General features: G+C 70.3%; 20 protein-coding genes and 1 rRNA gene. 3 read left to right on the top strand and 18 right to left on the bottom strand.

Annotated features, from left to right (window positions below; genetic code table 11):
• Positions 1-54: 54 nt before the first annotated feature.
• The 8 genes from IEZ19_RS43815 to IEZ19_RS43780 all read right to left on the bottom strand — a co-directional run bounded on the left by IEZ19_RS43815 (position 55) and on the right by IEZ19_RS43780 (position 8,107).
• Entirely contained in the window at positions 55-882 is an 828-nt protein-coding gene (locus IEZ19_RS43815; protein ID WP_229841543.1) for a GNAT family N-acetyltransferase, read from the bottom strand.
• 143 nt (positions 883-1,025) lie between these two features.
• Entirely contained in the window at positions 1,026-1,187 is a 162-nt protein-coding gene (locus IEZ19_RS43810) for a hypothetical protein (RefSeq protein ID WP_189316978.1), read from the bottom strand.
• A gap of 128 nt (positions 1,188-1,315) precedes the next feature.
• A complete protein-coding gene (gene hemB, locus IEZ19_RS43805) occupies positions 1,316-2,308 on the bottom strand; it encodes a porphobilinogen synthase (RefSeq protein WP_189316977.1) in 993 nt (330 codons plus the stop codon).
• 140 nt (positions 2,309-2,448) lie between these two features.
• Positions 2,449-4,152: a bifunctional uroporphyrinogen-III C-methyltransferase/uroporphyrinogen-III synthase gene (locus IEZ19_RS43800; protein ID WP_189316976.1), complete on the bottom strand. Its 1,704-nt coding sequence runs from the start codon at positions 4,150-4,152 to the stop codon at positions 2,449-2,451.
• Positions 4,149-5,108 carry a hydroxymethylbilane synthase gene (gene hemC, locus IEZ19_RS43795; RefSeq protein WP_189316975.1) on the bottom strand — a complete coding sequence of 320 codons (960 nt, stop codon included), beginning with the start codon at positions 5,106-5,108 and terminating at the stop codon, positions 4,149-4,151. The genes IEZ19_RS43800 and hemC overlap by 4 nt, the downstream gene beginning before the upstream one ends.
• Complete coding sequence (locus IEZ19_RS43790) at positions 5,105-6,829, bottom strand: glutamyl-tRNA reductase (RefSeq protein ID WP_189316974.1); 1,725 nt, start codon at positions 6,827-6,829, stop codon at positions 5,105-5,107. Before IEZ19_RS43790 ends, hemC begins: the two co-directional genes overlap by 4 nt.
• Positions 6,826-7,587, bottom strand: a complete 762-nt coding sequence (locus IEZ19_RS43785) for a redox-sensing transcriptional repressor Rex (protein WP_189316973.1) — start codon at positions 7,585-7,587, stop codon at positions 6,826-6,828. Before IEZ19_RS43785 ends, IEZ19_RS43790 begins: the two co-directional genes overlap by 4 nt.
• A gap of 235 nt (positions 7,588-7,822) precedes the next feature.
• Positions 7,823-8,107, bottom strand: a complete 285-nt coding sequence (locus IEZ19_RS43780; protein ID WP_189316972.1) for a glutaredoxin family protein — start codon at positions 8,105-8,107, stop codon at positions 7,823-7,825.
• Positions 8,108-8,201: 94 nt separating this feature from the next.
• Here IEZ19_RS43780 and IEZ19_RS43775 point away from each other — a divergent pair, with 94 nt between their 5' ends.
• From IEZ19_RS43775 to IEZ19_RS43765, 3 genes are all read left to right on the top strand, one after another.
• The gene (locus IEZ19_RS43775) at positions 8,202-9,125 is read left to right on the top strand and encodes an HAD family hydrolase (protein ID WP_189316971.1); all 924 of its coding nucleotides are present in this window, start codon (positions 8,202-8,204) and stop codon (positions 9,123-9,125) included.
• Between the two features lie 554 nt (positions 9,126-9,679).
• Positions 9,680-10,513 carry an ECF subfamily RNA polymerase sigma factor, BldN family gene (locus IEZ19_RS43770; RefSeq protein WP_189316970.1) on the top strand — a complete coding sequence of 278 codons (834 nt, stop codon included), beginning with the start codon at positions 9,680-9,682 and terminating at the stop codon, positions 10,511-10,513.
• Between the two features lie 236 nt (positions 10,514-10,749).
• The gene (locus IEZ19_RS43765) at positions 10,750-11,970 is read left to right on the top strand and encodes a DUF5667 domain-containing protein (protein ID WP_189316969.1); all 1,221 of its coding nucleotides are present in this window, start codon (positions 10,750-10,752) and stop codon (positions 11,968-11,970) included.
• 71 nt (positions 11,971-12,041) lie between these two features.
• Here the strand turns inward: IEZ19_RS43765 and IEZ19_RS43760 are convergent, their stop codons facing one another.
• From IEZ19_RS43760 to rrf, 10 genes are all read right to left on the bottom strand, one after another.
• Complete coding sequence (locus IEZ19_RS43760; protein WP_189316968.1) at positions 12,042-13,106, bottom strand: lysophospholipid acyltransferase family protein; 1,065 nt, start codon at positions 13,104-13,106, stop codon at positions 12,042-12,044.
• Between the two features lie 14 nt (positions 13,107-13,120).
• Positions 13,121-14,182, bottom strand: a complete 1,062-nt coding sequence (locus IEZ19_RS43755) for an NAD-dependent epimerase/dehydratase family protein (RefSeq protein ID WP_189316967.1) — start codon at positions 14,180-14,182, stop codon at positions 13,121-13,123.
• A 176-nt stretch (positions 14,183-14,358) separates the two neighbouring features.
• Positions 14,359-14,457 (bottom strand): 30S ribosomal protein bS22, encoded by a 99-nt coding sequence (locus IEZ19_RS43750; RefSeq protein ID WP_003948845.1) that lies wholly within the window; start codon positions 14,455-14,457, stop codon positions 14,359-14,361.
• Positions 14,458-14,591: 134 nt separating this feature from the next.
• On the bottom strand, positions 14,592-14,804 hold the full coding sequence (locus IEZ19_RS43745) for a helix-turn-helix domain-containing protein (protein WP_004984898.1): 213 nt from the start codon (positions 14,802-14,804) through the stop codon (positions 14,592-14,594).
• 129 nt (positions 14,805-14,933) lie between these two features.
• Positions 14,934-15,749 carry a phosphatase gene (locus tag IEZ19_RS43740; protein ID WP_189316966.1) on the bottom strand — a complete coding sequence of 272 codons (816 nt, stop codon included), beginning with the start codon at positions 15,747-15,749 and terminating at the stop codon, positions 14,934-14,936.
• A 150-nt stretch (positions 15,750-15,899) separates the two neighbouring features.
• Positions 15,900-17,072: an acetoin utilization protein AcuC gene (locus tag IEZ19_RS43735; RefSeq protein WP_189316965.1), complete on the bottom strand. Its 1,173-nt coding sequence runs from the start codon at positions 17,070-17,072 to the stop codon at positions 15,900-15,902.
• Positions 17,023-18,237: an MFS transporter gene (locus IEZ19_RS43730; protein ID WP_189316964.1), complete on the bottom strand. Its 1,215-nt coding sequence runs from the start codon at positions 18,235-18,237 to the stop codon at positions 17,023-17,025. Before IEZ19_RS43730 ends, IEZ19_RS43735 begins: the two co-directional genes overlap by 50 nt.
• A gap of 84 nt (positions 18,238-18,321) precedes the next feature.
• The gene (locus IEZ19_RS43725) at positions 18,322-19,092 is read right to left on the bottom strand and encodes a VC0807 family protein (RefSeq protein WP_189316963.1); all 771 of its coding nucleotides are present in this window, start codon (positions 19,090-19,092) and stop codon (positions 18,322-18,324) included.
• 93 nt (positions 19,093-19,185) lie between these two features.
• Entirely contained in the window at positions 19,186-19,830 is a 645-nt protein-coding gene (locus IEZ19_RS43720; RefSeq protein ID WP_189316962.1) for an HAD family hydrolase, read from the bottom strand.
• A gap of 61 nt (positions 19,831-19,891) precedes the next feature.
• Positions 19,892-20,008, bottom strand: a 5S ribosomal RNA gene (rrf, locus tag IEZ19_RS43715).
• Positions 20,009-20,111: the final 103 nt, after the last annotated feature.

Genomic DNA, 20,111 nt, shown 5'->3' with positions numbered 1-20,111 from the left:
CTCCTATCGACTGCGGCTCAACTGCTGCCCGCAGCCTAGGGAGATGAATGCGGCCTACACCAGAGTTTCCGCGATACGGACGAACCGCTCAGGTCGGGCGGGCAGGCTGAAGAGCCGGTACCCGGCCACCGCCGCGAAGCCGAAGCGCCGGTACAGCGGCTCGCCGGCCGGGCTTGCCATGAGCGCGGCCTGCCGCATCCCGCGCTCCTGCCCGGTCCGCAGCGCGGCCGCTGTCAGTGCCGCGCCGATGCCGCGTCGGCGATGGGCCTCGGCGACGTGGACGAGGAAGATTCCTGCGACGCCGTGCGCCGTGATGACCGTCGTCGTCCGGACGACCCGGCCGTCGAGCACGGCGGCGAGCCGGACGATGTCCGCGTTGTCCGCGCGCTCGGCCTCGATCCGCACCAGATCGGCCTCCAGGGCGGGGTCGATGCCGATGGAGGCGCTGTACACGCTGACCAGCTCCGCCAACAGCCCCGGCCCCTCCGCCGTCTCGATCCGCAGACCGGGGAGCGGCTCCTCCGGGTCCGCGACGCGGTCGAGCGACCGCGTCATCAGGGGCAGCGACACGAGCTCCACCGCACCGTGCGCGGCGAGGGCGGCGGAGGTGCCCTCCGGGCTGTCCGGTCCGGCCCACCACCACCAGGGGACGCCCGCCAACCGGGCCCGCGCGGTCGTCACGGCCGGCCCGATCACGTCCAGGGACCGCACGCGCACCACACCGTTGAACTGCGGTTGGGCGAGCCCACTGCGGTAGTGGTCGAGGTCGCCTTCGGCGCGCTCCGCCTCGCCCCATCCCATGAGGTACTGCCGGAAGTTGGCGGTCACCCGTGACATGTCCTCGGTGTCCACCGCTTCGACCGCCCTCGGCACCTGCACCATCCCGGACCCCTTTCGATCCATGCCGGCCCGGACCGCCCGCAGCATAAACGGCTCTCCTTGCACGCCACGAAGCGGCCCCGACGGCCGAGGGACCGCCCGGACACAGGTCCGGACGGCCCCTCGAGGCAGGCGCAGGCGTGGGATCAGGCGAACGCCGGAACTTCCTTCGAGTTGGCGCCGTACTTGTTCGTGCCGGACTCGCTGTCCGAGGCGTAGAAGACCAGCAGCAGGAGGCCGAGCGAGCGGCGCGCACGCCCCCCTCCGGAACGGATCAGGTCAGGCGCAGAGGATGGAGAGGTCGACAAGAACTCGTCATCTCCGTCACGCGGCGCCCGAGATCCCTCCCCGCTACGTCACCGCCGCGGTACCGGAACGATCCCGGACCGTGCCCCCATCCCGTGCCGGATGGCCCTGCCGGCGCCCTCGGCCCATGTCACAGCAGCCGCTGCGCGACCTCGGTGGCCCAATAGGTGAGGATGTTGCGCGCCCCGGCGCGCTTGATGCCGGTCAGCGTCTCCAGAATGGCGCGATCCCGATCGACCCACCCCTTCTCGGCGGCGGCCTCGATCATCGAGTACTCGCCGGAGATCTGGTAGGCGACGACCGGTACGTCCACGGCGTCGGCGACCCGGGCGAGAATGTCGAGGTAGGGCCCGGCGGGCTTCACCATCACCATGTCGGCCCCCTCCTCCAGGTCGAGGGCCAACTCGCGCATCGACTCGCGCCAGTTGGCGGGATCCTGCTGATACGTCTTCCGGTCGCCCCGCAGCGAGGAGGCGACGGCCTCCCGGAAGGGCCCGTAGAAGGCGGAGGAGTACTTGACGGTGTAGGCGAGGACCGCGACGTCCTCCCGGCCGATCTGGTCGAGCGCGTCCCGGACGACCCCGATCTGCCCGTCCATCATCCCGCTGGGCCCGACGACATGGGCGCCGGCGTCGGCCTGCACCTGGGCCATCTCGGCGTACCGCTCGAGGGTGGCGTCGTTGTCGACCCGCCCCTGCGCGTCGAGGACACCGCAGTGACCGTGGTCGGTGGTCTCGTCGAGGCACAGGTCGGACATGACGAGCAGGTCGTCGCCGACCTCGGCGCGCACGTCACGGAGGGCGACCTGGAGGATCCCGTCCGGGTCGGTGCCGGGCGTCCCGACGGCGTCCTTCTTCGACTCCTCCGGCACACCGAAGAGCATGATCCCGGAGATCCCGGCGGCGACGGCCTCGGCGGCGGCCTTCTTCAGGCTGTCCCGCGTGTGCTGCACGACACCGGGCATGGCCGCGATCGGCACGGGCTCACTCACACCCTCACGGACGAACGCCGGAAGGATGAGATCCGCCGGGTGCAGCCGCGTCTCGGCGACCATCCGACGCATGGCGGGGGTGGTGCGCAGCCGCCGGGGACGCGTACCGGGAAAGGAGCCGTACTTCGTCATACGCTCCACGCTACGCCCGTCTCAAGGGCACCTTTACCGACGGTTTGTCGGCCGACTGCCGCGCTGTCACATGGTGCCGGGTGGGCGGGTGGGGAGCCGGGGGTCCGGGGGCGGAGCCCCCAGGACCAGCCCCCCCCACCTCACGTGGTACGACGCCGCCGCGCCCCCGGCCGCCGCTCACTCGGCCGAGTCACCGCATCCCCCGCCTCGAGCGCGGCAGCGCGCCGCCGCAGCCCGAAGTCGGCCAGCGCCTCCGCCAACCTGTGCACGGACGGCTCCGGCGCCATCACATCCACCCGCAGCCCATGCTCCTCCGCGGTCTTCGCGGTGGCCGGACCGATACAGGCGATCACCGTCACGTTGTGCGGCTTCCCGGCGATACCCACCAGGTTCCGCACGGTCGACGACGACGTGAAGAGCACGGCGTCGAAGCCACCGCCCTTGATCGCCTCCCGGGTCTCGACCGGCGGCGGCGACGCACGCACGGTCCGGTACGCCGTGACGTCGTCGACCTCCCAGCCCAGCTCGATCAGTCCGGCGACCAACGTCTCCGTGGCGATGTCGGCCCGCGGCAGGAACACCCGGTCGATCGGGTCGAACACCGGGTCGTAGGGAGGCCAGTCCTCCAGCAGCCCCGCCGCGGACTGCTCCCCGCTCGGCACCAGGTCCGGCTTCACGCCGAAGGCGACGAGCGCCGTCGCCGTCTGCTCCCCCACCGCAGCCACCTTGATACCCGCAAAAGCCCGAGCGTCAAGGCCGTACTCCTCGAACTTCTCCCGGACCGCCTTGACGGCGTTGACCGACGTGAACGCGATCCACTCGTACCGCCCGGTCACGAGCCCCTTCACGGCCCGCTCCATCTGCTGGGGCGTGCGCGGCGGCTCGACGGCGATCGTCGGGACCTCGTGCGGCACGGCACCGTACGACCGCAGCTGGTCGGAGAGCGACGCCGCCTGCTCCTTCGTCCGCGGCACGAGCACCTTCCAGCCGAACAGCGGCTTGGACTCGAACCAGGACAGCTGGTCGCGCTGGGCGGCGGCGGAACGCTCACCGACCACGGCTATGACGGGCCGGCCACCGTCCGGGGACGGCAGGACCTTCGCCTGCTTCAGCGTCTGCGCGATGGTGCCGAGGGTGGCGGTCCAGGTGCGCTGCCGGGTCGTCGTACCGGCGACGGTGACCGTCATCGGGGTGTCCGGCTTGCGGCCCGCGGCCACCAGCTCACCGGCGGCGGCCGCGACCGAGTCCAGCGTGGTCGACACGACGACCGTGCCGTCGGAGGCGCCCACCTCCATCCAGCAGCGCTCCGAGGCCGTACGGGCGTCCACGAACCGGACGTCCGCGCCCTGCGCGTCACGCAGCGGGACGCCGGCGTACGCGGGCACGCCGACCGCGGTCGCGATGCCGGGGACCACCTCGAAGGGCACCCCGGCGGCGGCGCACGCCAGCATCTCCTCGGCGGCGTACGCGTCGAGCCCGGGGTCCCCGGACACCGCACGGACGACCCGCCTGCCGCCCCGCGCGGCCTCCATGACAAGATGAGCCGCATCCCGCACGGACGGGACGGCAGCGGTTGTTGACGCGGCGTCAACAACCGCCAGCTGAGGCGCGGCCGTGCCCGGATACGAGTCCGAGGAAGGACCCGCGTCCGTGCTCAGGACGGCGACGCCCTGTCTGGCATGTGCGCGGATCACGTCGAGCACTTCGTGCTCGGCGACGAGGACGTCCGCGTTCGCCAGCGCCTCGACGGCGCGCAGAGTCAGTAGTCCCGGATCCCCGGGTCCGGCACCCAGGAAGGTGACGTGCCCGTGTTCGAGGCCGGCGGGAAGAGTGGTGGGGCTCACTGTGCTCGCTCCCCCATCAGACCGGCCGCGCCCTGGGCGAGCATCTCGGCGGCGAGTTCGCGACCGAGGGCGATCGCCCCGTCGTACGTCTCGGGCACGGGACCGGTGGTGGACAGCTGCACCGTGCGGGAGCCGTCGGTCGTACCGACGACGCCGCGCAGGCGCATTTCCTTGACAATCTGCCCGTCGGCCAGCAGGTCGGCCAGCGCACCCACAGGGGCGCTGCAGCCGGCCTCCAGGGCGGCGAGCAGGGACCGCTCGGCGGTCACGGCGGCCCGGGTGATCGGGTCGTCGAGTTCGCCGAGCGCGGCGATGAGTTCCGCGTCGGCCGCGGTGCACTCGATCGCCAGGGCCCCCTGGCCGGGGGCGGGCAGCACCGTGTCGACCGACAGGAAGTCGGTCACCTCGTCGCTGCGACCGATCCGGTTGAGTCCGGCGGCGGCCAGTACGACCGCGTCGAGCTCGCCGTCACGGACGTATCCGATACGGGTGTCGACGTTGCCGCGGATCGGGACGGTCTCGATGTCGAGCCCGTGGCTGCGGGCGTACGCGTTCAGCTGCGCCATGCGGCGCGGCGAACCCGTGCCGATGCGCGCCCCGCGGGGCAGGTCGGTGAGCTTGAGGGCGTCGCGGGCGACGATGACGTCGCGCGGGTCCTCGCGCACGGGGATGGCGGCCAGCACCAGGTCGGCGGGCTGCTCGGTCGGCAGGTCCTTCAGCGAGTGGACCGCGAAGTCGACCTCGCCGCGCAGCAGCGCCTCGCGCAGCGCCGCGACGAACACGCCGGTGCCGCCGATCTGCGCCAGGCTCTCGCGGGAGGTGTCGCCGTACGTGGTGATCTCGACGAGCTCGACGGGCCGTCCGGTCACCTGGCTCACGGCGTCCGCCACTTGCCCGGACTGGGCCATGGCGAGCTTGCTCCGCCGGGTCCCCAGTCTCAGTGCCTTGTCACTCATGCCGGTCGATCCTTGTCGTCTGTGCTGTCCTCGGCGCGCGAGACGGCGGCCACCGTCTCCTGGTCGAGGTCGAACAGGGTGCGCAACGCGTCCGCGTACCCGGCGCCGCCGGGCTCGGCCGCGAGCTGCTTGACCCGTACGGTCGGCGCGTGCAGCAGCTTGTCGACGACCCGGTGCACGGCCTGCCGGATCTCGCCGCGCTGGCGTTCGTCCAGGCCGGGCAGGCGTCCGTCGAGCCGGGCGATCTCGTTCGCCACGACGTCGGCGGCCATGGTGCGCAGGGCCACCACGGTCGGCGTGATGTGTGCCGCCCGCAGCGCCGCCCCGAAGGCCGCGACTTCGTCGGAGACGATACGCCTGACCTCGTCGACGTCGGCCGCCATCGGAGCGTCCGCCGAGGCCTCGGCCAGTGACTCGATGTCCACCAGGCGCACCCCGGCGAGCCGGTGCACGGCCGCGTCGATGTCGCGGGGCATGGCCAGGTCGAGCAGGTGGAGCGCGGGGGCCGGGCGCGGGATCCGGGCGACCGGTTCGGGCCTGCGGCGCTCGGGGATACGGCCCACCACGGCGACGGTGGCGGCGAGCGCGGCGATGGCGTCGGCGTCCTCGGCCGGGTCGAGCACGGTCGTGGAGCGCCGGTCACGGCCGGTGGCGTCGCCCTTGTCGACCCAGGCCGCGTGCTGCTCCAGCTCGGCGGCGGCCATGCCGGCCACGGCCGCCTCGCCGTGCACGGAGAACCCGGCGGTGGTCTGCACGGCGGACAGGTCGAGCGGGCAGCCGTCCTCGGCGCCGACGCTGGTGGGCGGCAGCTGCGCGGGGACGACCTCCGCCGATACGGCCGTACGACCCCTGTCGGCGACCTCGGCGACGGGGGCCCCGGTGCGGCCCTCGACCGCCCGTGCGACCTCCTCCGCCGTGAGGACCAGCCCTGTCGCCCCGGTGCAGGAGACGGCGATGTCGGCACGTGTCAGCTCGTGCGGCACCGCATCCATCGGTACCGCGCGGGCCACCACGTCCGTCTCGCCGTTGTCCGTGAGGATCTGAGCCAGACGCTCCGCGCGCTCCTGCGTGCGGTTGGCGATGACGACCTCGGCGACACCGGCGCGCGCGAGCGTGGCCGCGGCCAGCGAGGACATCGAGCCGGCGCCGATGACCAGGGCCTTCTTGCCGGCGGCCCAGGTCTGCACATCCTCGCCCGCGGCCAGCTGCTCCAGGCCGAAGGTGACCAGGGACTGTCCGGCGCGGTCGATGCCGGTCTCGGAGTGGGCGCGCTTGCCGACCCGCAGGGCCTGCTGGAAGAGGTCGTTCGTGAGGCGCCCGGCGGTGTGCAGTTCCTGCGCCTTGGCCAGGGAGTCCTTGATCTGGCCGAGGATCTGGCCCTCGCCGACGACCATCGAGTCCAGTCCACAGGCCACCGAGAAGAGATGGTGGACGGCCCGGTCCTCGTAGTGCACGTAGAGATACGGAGTGAGTTCCTCCAGGCCGACCCCGCTGTGCTGGGCGAGCAGCGTGGACAGCTCGGCGACACCGGCGTGGAACTTGTCCACGTCGGCGTACAGCTCGATGCGGTTGCAGGTGGCGAGCACCGAGGCCTCGGCGGCCGGTTCGGTGGCGACCGTGTCCTGGACCAGCTTGACCTGCGCGTCCGTCGTCAGCGCGGCCCGTTCGAGGACGCTGACCGGGGCGCTGCGGTGGCTCAGTCCGACGACGAGGAGACTCATGCCGGCATCACGGCGGGTACGTCCCCCTCGGGCCCCTGATCGGTGGATTCCTTGCGGGTGGCGGCGGTCGGGGCGGCCCCGTCCGGGCCGGCCTCCTCGCCGGCCTTGCGCTGCTCGTGGAAGGCGAGGATCTGCAGCTCGATGGAGAGGTCGACCTTGCGCACGTCGACGCCGTCCGGGACGGCCAACACGGTCGGCGCGAAGTTCAGGATGGAGGTGACCCCGGCGGCTACCAGACGGTCGCAGACCTGCTGGGCGGCCCCGGCGGGGGTGGCGATCACACCGATGGACACGCCGTTGTCCTCGATGATCTTCTCGAGGTCGTCGGTGTGCTGGACGGGGATGCCGGCGACGGGCTTGCCCGCCATCGCCGGGTCGGCGTCGATGAGCGCGGCCACCCGGAAGCCACGGGAGGCGAACCCGCCGTAGTTGGCGAGCGCGGCGCCGAGGTTGCCGATACCGACGATCACGACCGGCCAGTCCTGGGTGAGCCCGAGTTCACGCGAGATCTGGTACACGAGATACTCGACGTCGTACCCCACGCCCCGTGTTCCGTAGGAGCCGAGGTAGGAGAAGTCCTTGCGCAGCTTCGCGGAGTTGACCCCCGCGGCGGCGGCCAGCTCTTCCGAGGAGACCGTCGGTACCGAGCGCTCCGACAGTGCGGTCAGCGCTCGAAGGTACAGCGGAAGCCTGGCGACGGTGGCCTCGGGAATCCCTCGGCTACGGGTCGCCGGTCGGTGAGTTCGGCCAGTTGCCACGGTGCTCCTGCGGGTAGAGCGGGGCTGCGGGCGGTCACACGTCCCCGGACCGCCCCGTCGAATGCAGGCTATGTCTTTGTGAACGCGTGCACAAAGATGGTGTCCGTTTTGCCCGGCCAAAGTGACCGGGGTCACGCCCTGCTCGCCTGGGGGCAAAACCGCTCACACTCCTTGTGAATCTCGCCCCCAAGACCAACTCACCGCCGATCCTAAGCGACTTTCCGACCGCTTTGGACTAGTCGGTCAGCGCCTTGCGCAGCCGCTCTTCGTTCACGCGCCAGAAGGTGTGCTGTTCACCGTCGACCAGTACGACCGGAATCTGTTCCCAGTACTGGTCGTACAGGTCCCGATCCTGAGTGATGTCCTTCTGCTCCCAGGTCACACCGAGATCGGCGCACACCTTCTCCACCACGAGTTGTGCGTCATCACACAGATGACAGCCGGGCTTGCGGATCAGCGTGACCAGCCGGTCCTGCGGGGCCGGCGCGTTCCGTCGGAAGAGAGGACTCATGCCGGCCATTGTCCCCCTGGTTTAACGGCCCGGTCGTGGAGAGTTCACAGCGTCCAAACCTCTCGACTCCGGAAGTAACGAACGGACTGGCTATGCTCCAGCCATGGCCGCTCTCGGATGGCTCACTCCCCGTAGGCGCTCCGCCACGGCGCGGAGCGTGTTGGCAGGCGAGGCCTCGGCGGAGGCCGCGCGCAAGACCTCGCAGGAGGTCGCACCGGACTCCCCGGACCACGAGCCGGAGTTTCCGGTGCTCGGCGACGACAAGGCCGCCGCGTTCTTCGACCTCGACAACACCGTGATGCAGGGCGCCGCGATCTTCCACTTCGGCCGGGGCCTGTACAAGCGGAAGTTCTTCGAGACACGCGACCTGGCCAGGTTCGCCTGGCAGCAGGCCTGGTTCCGGCTGGCCGGGGTCGAGGACCCCGAGCACATGCAGGAGGCGCGCGACTCCGCGCTGTCCATCGTGAAGGGTCACCGCGTCGCCGAACTCAGCTCCATCGGCGAGGAGATCTACGACGAGTACATGGCCGAGCGCATCTGGCCGGGCACTCGGGCGCTGGCCCAGGCCCACCTGGACGCGGGCCAGAGGGTCTGGCTGGTCACGGCTGCGCCCGTCGAGATCGCCCAGGTCATCGCCCGCCGCCTCGGCCTCACCGGCGCGCTCGGCACGGTCGCCGAGTCCGTCGACGGCATCTACACGGGCAAGCTGGTCGGCGAGCCGCTGCACGGTCCGGCCAAGGCGGAGGCGGTACGCGCACTCGCCGCGGCGGAGGGCCTGGACCTCTCCCGCTGCGCCGCGTACAGCGACTCCCACAACGACATCCCGATGCTGTCCCTGGTGGGCCACCCCTACGCGATCAACCCGGACACGAAACTCCGCAAACACGCCCGAGAAAAAGACTGGCGCCTGCGCGACTACCGCACAGGCCGCAAAGCAGCGAAGGTCGGCATCCCGGCGGCGGCGGGGGTAGGAGCGGTTGCCGGTGGCACCGCGGCGGCGATCGCGCTGCACAGACGCCGCCGCTGACCACACAGCCGTACCGCCGGGCTGCGGACAGCCGCACGGCCGGGGCAGCGCCCACCCACGCACCAGCGGCACCCGCCGTAGCTGCGGGCAGTGCCTCCTCCGGTGCCTCAAGGCCCTGGGGGACCCCCGGGCGGCACGGCTGGGCGGTGGGTGTCCCCCCGCGCGAGCGAAGCCGAGAGGGGGGAGGCACACCGCACGCGCGGGTGAGCAACCCCACCCCCACAGCGCAACCCCGGGCATCCCGCACCGGCGCCGCGCGCCGAAACCGAACGGCACAGAAACCACCCCGCACCCACAAGGCCCCACGGCCCAACACACCCCCCGCTTTCAGACGGAATCCGCACCGTTCCGGTCAACAACCGGTCACCCTCCGACACTTGATGAGGCGTCAATCGGTTACGGAAGCGACGTAATCGATGATTTGAGCAACTGGGCGTAGCAGTGCCTGCACGAAGCGTTATTCTCCTCAGACGCAAACCGGTACCCCTTCCGTCGCCACGACGGGTGAACGGTCCCGCACTGCACGTGATGGAATCTCTGCCTCTGGGAGTCCCGTGTACCCACACGTCGGGGTTGACACCTCGGGCCTGGCTACGCTCCGCGCACTGGTCGCTACGGTCCAGGACCTGCTGCGCGGCTACGTCCCCACCGCGTACGCCGTCCCCGCCTTCGCCACGACCACCCCCGTAGGCCCCTGCTACGCGCTCGCCGACGGCATCGAGCAGGGCCCGGCGCGCAGCGCCGTAGTCGAGGGGCGGCGGTCGGTCGACGGCCGGGTGGCCGGCAGACGCGGTCGCGCCGCGGGCACCGCCACCGCCCGCCGCCCGGCCGCGGACAGCGACAGCGCCCGGATGATGGACCTTGTCGAGCGCGCCCAGGCCGGCGAGGCCGAGGCGTTCGGCCGCCTCTACGACCAGTACAGCGACACCGTGTACCGCTACATCTACTACCGCGTGGGCGGCAAGGCGACGGCCGAGGACCTCACGAGCGAGACGTTCCTGCGTGCCCTGCGCCGTATCGGCACCTTCACCTGGCAGGGCCGCGACTTCGGCGCCTGGCTGGTCACCATCGCGCGCAACCTCGTCGCCGACCACTTCAAGTCGAGCCGCTTTCGCCTCGAGGTCACCACCGGCGAGATGCTCGACGCCAACGAGGTCGAGCGCTCCCCGGAGGACTCCGTCCTCGAATCGCTCTCCAACGCCGCCCTCCTCGATGCCGTACGACGACTCAACCCCCAGCAGCAGGAGTGCGTCACGCTCCGCTTCCTGCAGGGGCTCTCCGTCGCCGAGACGGCCCGCGTGATGGGCAAGAACGAAGGCGCCATCAAGACGCTTCAGTACCGCGCCGTGCGCACGCTCGCCCGCTTGCTGCCCGACGACGCACGCTGAGATCAGCCACTGTCAGCTACGCCCAACTCACGTTCCGTGAAAGGTCGTTGCCTTTCCGATCCGGTCATCCGGCGTCCGTAACCCAAGTGCCGCGCCAGTCGTTGTGCGGGATACAGGCTCCCTGTGGTCACGTCCTGGCCGACCCCTGATCACTCGATCGTGTGGAAGTGCTCGTGGGCGTGCACCCTCAGGATCCCCTGGGGAGCCGACCGTCATGACGAGAGGAGGTGCCGCCAGTGATCGCGAACGTATCGGCGCACCGGCGGGCGAACGCCTTCGCCCAGGCCCTGGAGTATCAGTCCGACCGGGACCCGGCGGCCGAGCAGCCGGAGGAATCACCCCCGGACGGTGCGGAACGGACCGAGCAGGGCGAGCTGTTGGCCCTGACCGGAAGTCTCCGCGCGCTGCCCAGGCCAGGCCTCGACCCGGAGGTCAAGGTCGTCCAGCGGGCCCGGCTGGTGGCCGCGATGGAGGCCATGCTGCTGGAGGGCACCGCGGGTGGGGCGGACGCTTCGGTGCCGGAGCAGCGTTCCCACCGGGCCAGAGGCGCGCACCGGGCGAGCCCGTTGGGCAAGTTGCGACCGCGTTCCCGGCTGACCAAGGGCCTCGCCGCTGGCGGGCTCAGCGTCGGCGTGGCCGCGGGAGCCTTCGGCGGAGTGGCCGCGGCGAGTTCGGACGCCCTGCCCGGAGACTCGCTGTACGGCCTCAAGCGCGGCATCGAGGACTTCAAGCTCAACTACCTGTCCGACGGTGACGACGAGCGCGGCCAGACCTACCTCGACCAGGCCTCGACCCGGCTGAGCGAGGCCCGGCGACTGCTGGACCGCGGGCGCGGCGGACAGCTCGACCACGAGTCCATCGGGGAGATCCGCCGCACGCTGTCCGGCATGCAGCGCGACGTCACCGAGGGCCACCGCCTGCTGCACGAGGCGTACCAGCGCGACCCCGACTCCCTGGGCCCCATCCAGGCGCTGTCGAGCTTCTCCCAGTCCCACCGCGAGGTGTGGGGCGCGCTGCGCGAGAAGCTTCCGGTCCAGCTCGGTGACGTGAGCGAGCAGGTCTCGTCCGTCTTCGAGGCCATAGACCAGGAGGTCGCCCCGCTCCAGTCCCTGCTCCCGCAGACCCCGGACCGGACCGGCGACGACACACCGAAGGGCACCAGCTCGGCGTCCACGGGTTCCTCCGGCGCCCACCGGTCGGCGTCGCCGAGCACGACCGACGGCGCCTCGCCAGGCAAGGAGTCGAGCAGCGGCAGCCCCAGCGGCTCGGCCACCGGCAGCGCGGGCGACGGCCTGCTCGGCGGCAGCACCGGAGGCCTGTTCGACCCGCCGAAGAGCAGCGGCACGGCCTCCCCGTCGGCCGGCAAGACCCCGACCAGCGAACCGGACGTCACCCTGCCCCCGCTCCTGCCCGGCCTCCTGCCGGGCCTGGGCATCGACAGCGACGACGCCAGCTAGCGGGTACGGGCAACGCGCACGGGGCGCCCCTTCCGAGAAGGGGCGCCCCCGTCGCCGTAGGAAACGGCCTGTCAGAAGAACACCGACCGCCGCTGCACCAGCAGCTTGTACAGCGTGTGCTGGATCTGTTCCCGTACCTGGTCGGTCAGGTTGAACATCAGCATCGGGTCCTCCGCCGCCTCCGGCGGATAGCCGTCCGTCGGGATCGGCTCGCCGAACTGGATCGTCCACTTCGTGGGGAGCGGGATCGCGCCGAGCGGGCCCAGCCACGGGAAGGTCGGCGTCAGCGGGAAGTACGGGAAGCCCAGCAGCCGGGCCAGCGTCTTCGCGTTGCCGATCATCGGGTAGATCTCCTCCGCCCCGACGATCGAGCACGGAATGATCGGCACGCCCTTGCGCAGCGCCGTGGAGACGAACCCGCCCCGGCCGAAACGTTGCAGCTTGTACCGTTCGCCGAACGGCTTCCCGATGCCCTTGAAGCCCTCCGGCATCACCCCGACCAGCTCACCCGCCCCGAGCAGCCGCTCGGCGTCCTCCGCGCAGGCCAGGGTGTGCCCCAGCTTCCGGGCCAGCTCGTTGACCACGGGCAGCACGAAGACCAGGTCGGCCGCGAGCAGCCGCAGATGGCGATCCGCCGGGTGGTGGTCATGCACGGCGACCTGCATCATCAGGCCGTCCAGCGGCAGCGTCCCGGAGTGGTTGGCGACGATCAGCGCGCCGCCCTCGGCCGGGATGTTCTCGATGCCCTTCACCTCGACCCGGAAGTACTTGTCGTACACCGGGCGCAGCAGGGACATCAGGACCTGGTCGGTGAGCTCCTCGTCGTAACCGAAGTCATCCACGTCGTAGTCCCCGGTCAGCCGCCGCCGCAGAAAGGCGAGGCCGCTCGCGACGCGCCGCTCCAGGCCGCCGTCCCTCGGCTGCCGCGGCGGTTCTTCCTCAGGGGTCACGGAAACATCATCCTGCGCCGGGAACCGCCCGGGGAGAGGCTGGACCTCACCGACCTCACCCACCTCGCGCACCACCGCGGGCTCGCCCGTACGGCGGCTGCCCGCGCCCCGGCGTCGCGCGGGCCGCTGCACGGCGGCCGAGCGCGACCGGTCGTCGTCGAACGGAATGACCTTGGCGTCCGCCATCGTTGCTGCGCTCCTCAGTTGGCGCTCTGCGTCGGGAGGTGGCCGCTGCCCCTGAGGGTCAGCGTGGCGATCCGGTCGACGGCCCCCGCGAGGGCCTCCGGCGGCAGCAGCCCTGGCCCGCGGCTGCGCACGAAGTCCGCGAACGTCTCCGCTGTCGTGTATTTCGGCTTGAATCCAAGGGTCTCGCGCATCTGGTCCGTCGCCACCACCCGGCCGTGGGTCAGCAGCCGGATCTGCTCGGGCGAGAAGTCCGACACTCCCAGGGTACGGACCAGGGAACCGGCCCAGGTGACCGCGGGCAGCAGCAGCGGCACCGTGGGGCGGCCCAGCCGCCGGGAGCACTGCGAGAGCAGCAGGACGCCGTCGCCGGCGATGTTGAAGGTGCCGCTGTTGAGGGTGCCCCGCTCGGGCTCGTGCGAGGCGATCCGCAGCACCTCCACGGCGTCGTCCTCGTGGACGAACTGGAGCCGCGGGTCGTAGCCGAACACGGTCGGCAGGACCGGCAGCGAGAAGTACGAGGCAAGCGGCGTCTCCGCGGTCGGCCCCAGGATGTTCGCGAACCGCAGCACACACACGGCGACGTCGGGGCGCCGCCGGGCGAAGCCGCGCACATAGCCCTCGACCTCGACCGCGTCCTTCGCGAACCCGCCGCTGGGCAGCGACTTGGGCGGCGTGGTCTCGGTGAACACGGCGGGATCGCGCGGCGCGGAGCCGTACACGTTCGTGCTGGACTTCACCACGAGCCGCTTCACCGTCGGCGACTTCTGGCAGGCGCCGAGCAGCTGCATGGTGCCGATGACGTTGGTCTCCTTGACCGTGGTCCGGCTGCCGCTGCCGAGCGCGGTACCGGTCACGTCCATGTGGACGACCGTGTCGGCTCCCGTCTCGGCGAGCACGCGCGCGATGGTGGGCTGCCGGATGTCGGCCTGGATGAAGTCGGCACCGCCCAGATGATGCTCGGGCCGCACGGCGTCGACGGCGACGACCCGGTCCACCTGTGGGTCACGCTGGATGCGCCGCACGAACCGGCCTCCCAGCTGACGGGCCACCCCGGTCACGAGCACGACCTTGCCCAAGATCAGCGCCTTCCTTCCGTTCCCCGTACGCGGGCCAACTTAGCGAATCGATGTTGCGCTGTGATGACCACTCGATGCACGAAGTGACGAGATCAGCCCTATTGGAATATGCGTGTGGCCCCACACCGTACGGGTGAGGGGCCACACGACAAGCTCTCGCGGTGTACGCGTCGTCCTTACTTCTTGTTACGACGCTGAACGCGCGTGCGCTTGAGCAGCTTGCGGTGCTTCTTCTTGGCCATCCGCTTGCGCCGCTTCTTGATAACAGAGCCCACGACTACCCTCGCTCACTTCTCATCACTCGGTGCTGGGCGCCATGGGCCCATACGACCTACGAGGGCCTAGCCTACCTGCCCGAGCGCTGAGCTTGTAATCGAGGTGCTCCGGGTGAATTCCCCGGAGCAACCCGTCAGGCCGTCTCCACCCCCACATAGCTCTCGCGGAGGTACTCGTGTACCGCTTGCTCCGGGACGCGGAAGGACCGCCCCACCCGGATCGCGGGCAGATGACCGCTGTGCACCAGCCGGTACACGGTCATCTTCGACACTCGCATCACCGAGGCGACCTCCGCCACGGTAAGGAACTGAACCTCGTTCAGAGGCCTTTCGCCAGCTGCAGCCATGACACACCTGAACCTTCCGCACTCGACGGCCACCGGCTTCCCCTTCCGGTGACTCTTCGTCGCTGCGTGCTCACTCCCCAATGTAGGGGCGGGTGATGCGAGTGGGGAAGAGGTGCACCCATCGGCGGCCTACTGTGACAGACACGCTCGATTGAGTACGTAGCGGGTAAGCGGGCGGTAGTAAGGGGACCGAACACCGTCATCAAGTGGAACGGCGACGGACACGACCCCCTCGGCCTCCCCCACGAAGAGCGCGGGGTCATCCGTATCGGCCAGCCCAATGGCCTCAAACCCCAGCTGACCTGCTCCGCAGACCCAGCCATGGTCCCCGATGACAAGTTCCGGCAACGGCCCGCCGGCCTCGGCGGCCGCGGCGAGCACGGTACGAACCGGGAGTGGTGAGTGCGTGTGGGCGCCGGGCTCACAACCGGGGCGTTCATCTGCCGACTCGCGGACGATCGCGACTCGTCGTACGTAATCAAGGTTGCACGTACGTAGACCGAACCGGGTCGTTATGTCGACACAGCGACCCTGCGCCGGGGTGAGGACGACACACCCCGCCGCCGACAGGGCGTCCGCCAACGCGACGTAGAACCCGAGCAGCCGGTGCGGATGCCCGGTGCCGAGCAGCACGGGCGCGCGACGGTGAGCGGCGGCTCCGATCCGCTCGGCGAACGCGTCCAGAGCGGCCAGGGTCCGCTCCGGATCAATCACATCATGCCCAGAGACATATCCGGGATCGGCGGAAACCCCACACCTGTCCGCCATCAACTCGATCACGTCCCGCAGCCGCCAGGTCCGCTGGGGATCGATCCCGATCAACACCCGAGGATCGCGAGCGGCGAAGAGCCGATAACTCCGCAGACTCGCCTCCCGAGAGGTCCCCACAACCCCAGCAAGCCGGGCAGCAATGAGATGCGCCCGAAGCGCCCCGACGCTCAACACGGATGCGATGGTGGTGGACGGGGGGTGCGGAATGGGGCGGAACGGGGGAAGACCGCACGGTTGGCGTAACGGAGACCGGCTCAGCTGCGGGCAGTCGTGCCTCCGAGCACTCAGCGCCGACACCACGCGCCGAAACCGACCGAAACTCCCCTACGCCAACAACCCCCGCAGCGGAAACACAGCCCGCCGCGTGGCCAACACCGCCTGATCCAAGCGATCAGCGGGGTCGTACCCCGCCTCCCAGGACGCCCACCGCACAGGCCACCGCCCATCAGTCATCCGCCCCGGCCCCAACTGCCGCGTACGAGCGAACACCACCTGCTGCCACTCCTCGGGAATCACCGTCTCCGGCGCCACCGGCTTCCCCGCCGCGATCCCCACCAGATGCGTCCACGACCGAGGCACGACATCCACCACGGCGTACCCGCCCCCACCCAACGCGACCCATTTCCCGCCCGCGTACTCGTGCGCCAGCTCATGACACGCCACCTGCACGGCCCGCTGCGCGTCGAGCGACACCGCGAGATGCGCCAGCGGATCCTCGAAGTGCGTATCGGCCCCGTGCTGCGTCACCAGCACATCCGGCCGGAAGTCCGCGATCAGCTCCGGCACCACGGCATGGAACGCCCGCAACCACCCCGAGTCCCCGGTCCCGGCCGGCAGCGCTAGATTCACCGCCGACCCCTCCGCGGACGGGGCCCCCGTCTCCTCCGGCCACCCGGTCTGCGGGAACAACGTACGAGGATGCTCGTGCAGTGAGATCGTCAGGACTCGCGGATCCTCCCAGAACGCCGCCTGCACCCCGTCGCCGTGATGGACGTCGACGTCCACGTACGCGATCCGCTCGGCCCCCAGCTCAAGGAGGCGCGCGATGGCCAGCGCCGCGTCGTTGTAGATGCAGAACCCGGACGCACCGCCGGGCATCGCATGGTGCAGCCCGCCCGCGAAGTTCACCGCGTGCAGCGCGTCCCCGTGCCACACGGCCTCCGCCGCTCCCACGGACTGCCCCGCGATCAGCGCGGACACCTCGTGCATCCCGGCGAACGCCGGATCGTCCAGCGTCCCCAGCCCGTACGCCCCGTGCGCCCCCGCCGGATTCGCCGACGCGGCCTTGACCGCCTCGATGTAGTCCTCCCGGTGGACGAGCCGCAGCGTCGACTCCCCGGCCGGCTTGGCCGCGACGACCGCCACCTCGCGGTCGAGCCCGAAGGCACCGACCAGTTTCCGGGTCAGGGCGAGCCGGACCGGATCCATCGGATGGTCCGGACCGAAGTCATAGCCCGTTACTGCCTCGTCCCACATCAGCTGTGCGCGGCCGCTCATGACCGCCACCGTATCGGTCCTGTTGAGCGGCGAACGACCGGGCGTACACCAACGTCACCAGCACCAACACCATGGGAACGAGCATGGCCCCCCGATAGCTCCAGGCATCCCCGAGTGCCCCCACCAACGGCGAACCGACCAGAAATCCCACGTAGTTGAAGACGTTGAGCCGTGCGATCGCAGCGTCCGACGCCCCTGGGAAAAGCCGTCCCGCGGCCGCGAAAGTCTGCGGTACGAGCACACACAGCCCCAGCCCCAGCAGGGTGAACCCGAGCATCCCCACCCAGGCCCCGGGCGCCGCCGCCACCACCGCGAACCCGCCGGCCGCCACCAGCCCACCCAGCCGCACCACCGTCACGGCACCGAACCGCCGCACCCCGAAATCCCCGGCGGCCCGCCCGACCAGCGTGGTCACCATGTACACGTTGTACGGAACGGTCGCCAGCTGCTCCGAACTCCCCAGCACGTCCTTCAGGTACTTGGCGCTCCAGTTGGAAACGGTCGAGTCCCCGATGTACGCGAAGGTCATCACCAGACACAGCGGAAGCAGCAGCTTGAAGACGACGCCGGCCCCCTCGCCCTGGCGCTGCTCCTCCACCGCCGCGGCCTTCCCGTCGACGTACCACCGGCTCCCCACCAGGGTTGCGGGCAGCAGCACCGCGATCACCGGCAGATACGACACCCACAGCGCCAGGTGCCAGTGCGCACCCGCCCAGGCCAGCGAGGCCCCGACGATCCCGCCCAGGCTGTACGCGGCATGGAAGCTGAGCATGATGCTGCGCCGGTACGTCCGCTGCAGACTCACCCCGAGCATGTTCATCGAGGCGTCCAGCGCACCGACGGCCAGCCCGAAGGCGGCGAGGGCGACGCCCAGTTCGGCGAGTCCGCCGCCCGCCCCCACCCCGAGCAACGCCAGCAGCACCACGGGCTGGGACCAGCGCAGCAGCCGACTGGGCCGTATGCGCTTCACCAACTGCTCGGTCGTCACACTGCCGGCCCCGGCGAGGATCGGTACGGCGGCGAGGAAGACCGGCAGCAGTGCGTCGGAGACGCCGTACCGGTCCTGGATGGCCGGGATGCGCGTGACGAGCAGGGCGAAGGCGGCGCCCTGGGCGAAGAAGCTGAACGCCAACGAGGCCCTACCGCGCCGCAGCACATCAGTCATGGCGGCGAGCGTAGGGCCCCTGGATACTCGTGGGTAGATCCGGCCGAAGATGAATTTCCTTCAGCTTCACCGGCCTGTCGGGGGTCACCCGGCGACGGCCACCGCGGTGTCGCCGACGACCACGCCGGCCGTCGCGACCTGAAGGCTGTCGACCTCGGCGGCCTGCGCGTGACCGCGGCCGGTCTCGGCGGACTCGGTCTCGGCGACCTCGGCGATCAGCATCTCCGCCATGGGCCCGGCCGCGATCGCACCGCTGACCAGGAAGCCCAGCCCCAGGGCGACGCACATGATCACAGTGCCGAGCCACACCATCGTGTCAACGGGAATGGTGTACGCACCCACGACCCGCACCACGCACTCGACCAGCATCAGCACACCCCACACGACGGAGAACCGTCGCTCGGCCCGCCGGAACGCCGGCGACTTATCCGCCAGCCGCGCCCAGGCGGCCTCTCTCCCCGGCATGGCCTTCACCAGCCACGGCTTCATGCCGGTCGTCATCATCGGCTTGCCCAGCGCGACGGAGACGAGGATGCCGATCCCGACGACACTGCTGATCCCGCTGTCCTTGGCGAGCATCAGCCGGGGGTCCCCCGAGACCAGGCTCAGCAGCAGCGAGGCGACGTTCACGAGGAGGATGAGCGCGGCGAGCCCGTTGACGCTCCGTTCCTTGACCGCGCTCCACCCGGTCCGCAGCGCAGGAACGACGCTGCTCCAGGCGAGCGCCGCGAAGGTGCTCATCCCGAAGGCGTCCTTGAGCAGGTAGTACGACCCGAGGGGCACCGCCACGTCCACGATCAGCGGGGCGAAGGTGCTCTTCTTGCTGGTCCTGGGCTTGCTCGTCTGCGTCGTCATGCCCTCAGCTTCGCCGAGGGCACCGGTACGGCAGTAGAAACGATCGTCCAGGGCTCGGCATGACAAATGTCAGCGCCCCCGCCCTGCCCGAGGTCATACCAGCAGGTCAGCCAACTCCCCCATGCTGCCGAAGAGTTGGTCGGCCCCGCTCAGCTTCTCGGCCGGCGTCATGGCGGTGAACCCGTACACGTCCATCCCGGCCGCCACAGCCGCCCGCACACCCAGCGGACTGTCCTCGACGACAACACACTGCTCCGGTGCGACCCCCATGCGCTCGGCGGCATAGAGGAACAGATCCGGCGCGGGCTTCCCCCGCCCTACGTCCTGTGAGCTGAATATTCGGGACTCGTCGAACCACCGGTCGAGCCCGGTCGTCCGATGCCCCACCCGGATCCGCTCATGGCTCCCGGAGGACGCCACGCAGTACGGCACCCCGTCGGCGGCCAGCTTCTCCAGCACTCCCACGACACCGCTCACGGGCTGCAACTCCCGCTCGAACGCGGCAAAGACGCTGGCGTGGAAGACGTCGTCGAAGTCGTCGGGCAACCGCTGCCCCGTCCTCTCGAGGACGAGATCGTGGACGCGGTGCATGGCGGACCCCATGTAGTCGCGAATGGAGTCCTCGTACGTCGTCGGATGCCCGAGCTCGGTCAGATAGCCGGCCAGGAGCCGGTTGGAAATCGGCTCGCTGTCGACGAGAACGCCGTCGTTGTCGAAGATGACCAGGTCATAGCGCATGACATCGACCCTAGACGCAGAAAACCCCCGTGCCAAAAGCACGGGGGTCTCCACACAATTTGTTCGGCGGTGTCCTACTCTCCCACAGGGTCCCCCCTGCAGTACCATCGGCGCTGTAAGGCTTAGCTTCCGGGTTCGGAATGTAACCGGGCGTTTCCCTCACGCTATGACCACCGAAACACTATGAAACTGTGAACCGCCGCACCACCCCCAACCTCCCAGGGCGGGGCCGTTCGTGGTTTCAGAACCAACACAGTGGACGCGAGCCTCTATGGACAAGC

It is taken from the genome of Streptomyces brasiliensis (assembly GCF_014647875.1).
Lineage (GTDB): Bacteria > Actinomycetota > Actinomycetes > Streptomycetales > Streptomycetaceae > Streptomyces > Streptomyces brasiliensis.
Note: the sequence above shows the minus strand (reverse complement) of the source record. Positions and strands in the feature narration are given on the sequence as shown.

Coding starts and splice junctions, on each gene's coding strand:
- hemC (WP_189316975.1), bottom strand. CDS start 5,108: ATGAGTGACAAGGCACTGAGACTGGGGACCCGGCGGAGCAAGCTCGCC.
- IEZ19_RS43780 (WP_189316972.1), bottom strand. CDS start 8,107: ATGGCCGGCATGAGTCCTCTCTTCCGACGGAACGCGCCGGCCCCGCAG.
- IEZ19_RS43760 (WP_189316968.1), bottom strand. CDS start 13,106: ATGGCGGACGCCAAGGTCATTCCGTTCGACGACGACCGGTCGCGCTCG.
- hemB (WP_189316977.1), bottom strand. CDS start 2,308: ATGACGAAGTACGGCTCCTTTCCCGGTACGCGTCCCCGGCGGCTGCGC.
- IEZ19_RS43730 (WP_189316964.1), bottom strand. CDS start 18,237: ATGACTGATGTGCTGCGGCGCGGTAGGGCCTCGTTGGCGTTCAGCTTC.
- IEZ19_RS43815 (WP_229841543.1), bottom strand. CDS start 882: ATGGTGCAGGTGCCGAGGGCGGTCGAAGCGGTGGACACCGAGGACATG.
- IEZ19_RS43775 (WP_189316971.1), top strand. CDS start 8,202: ATGGCCGCTCTCGGATGGCTCACTCCCCGTAGGCGCTCCGCCACGGCG.
- IEZ19_RS43790 (WP_189316974.1), bottom strand. CDS start 6,829: ATGAGTCTCCTCGTCGTCGGACTGAGCCACCGCAGCGCCCCGGTCAGC.
- IEZ19_RS43720 (WP_189316962.1), bottom strand. CDS start 19,830: ATGCGCTATGACCTGGTCATCTTCGACAACGACGGCGTTCTCGTCGAC.
- IEZ19_RS43745 (WP_004984898.1), bottom strand. CDS start 14,804: ATGGCTGCAGCTGGCGAAAGGCCTCTGAACGAGGTTCAGTTCCTTACC.
- IEZ19_RS43735 (WP_189316965.1), bottom strand. CDS start 17,072: ATGAGCGGCCGCGCACAGCTGATGTGGGACGAGGCAGTAACGGGCTAT.
- IEZ19_RS43725 (WP_189316963.1), bottom strand. CDS start 19,092: ATGACGACGCAGACGAGCAAGCCCAGGACCAGCAAGAAGAGCACCTTC.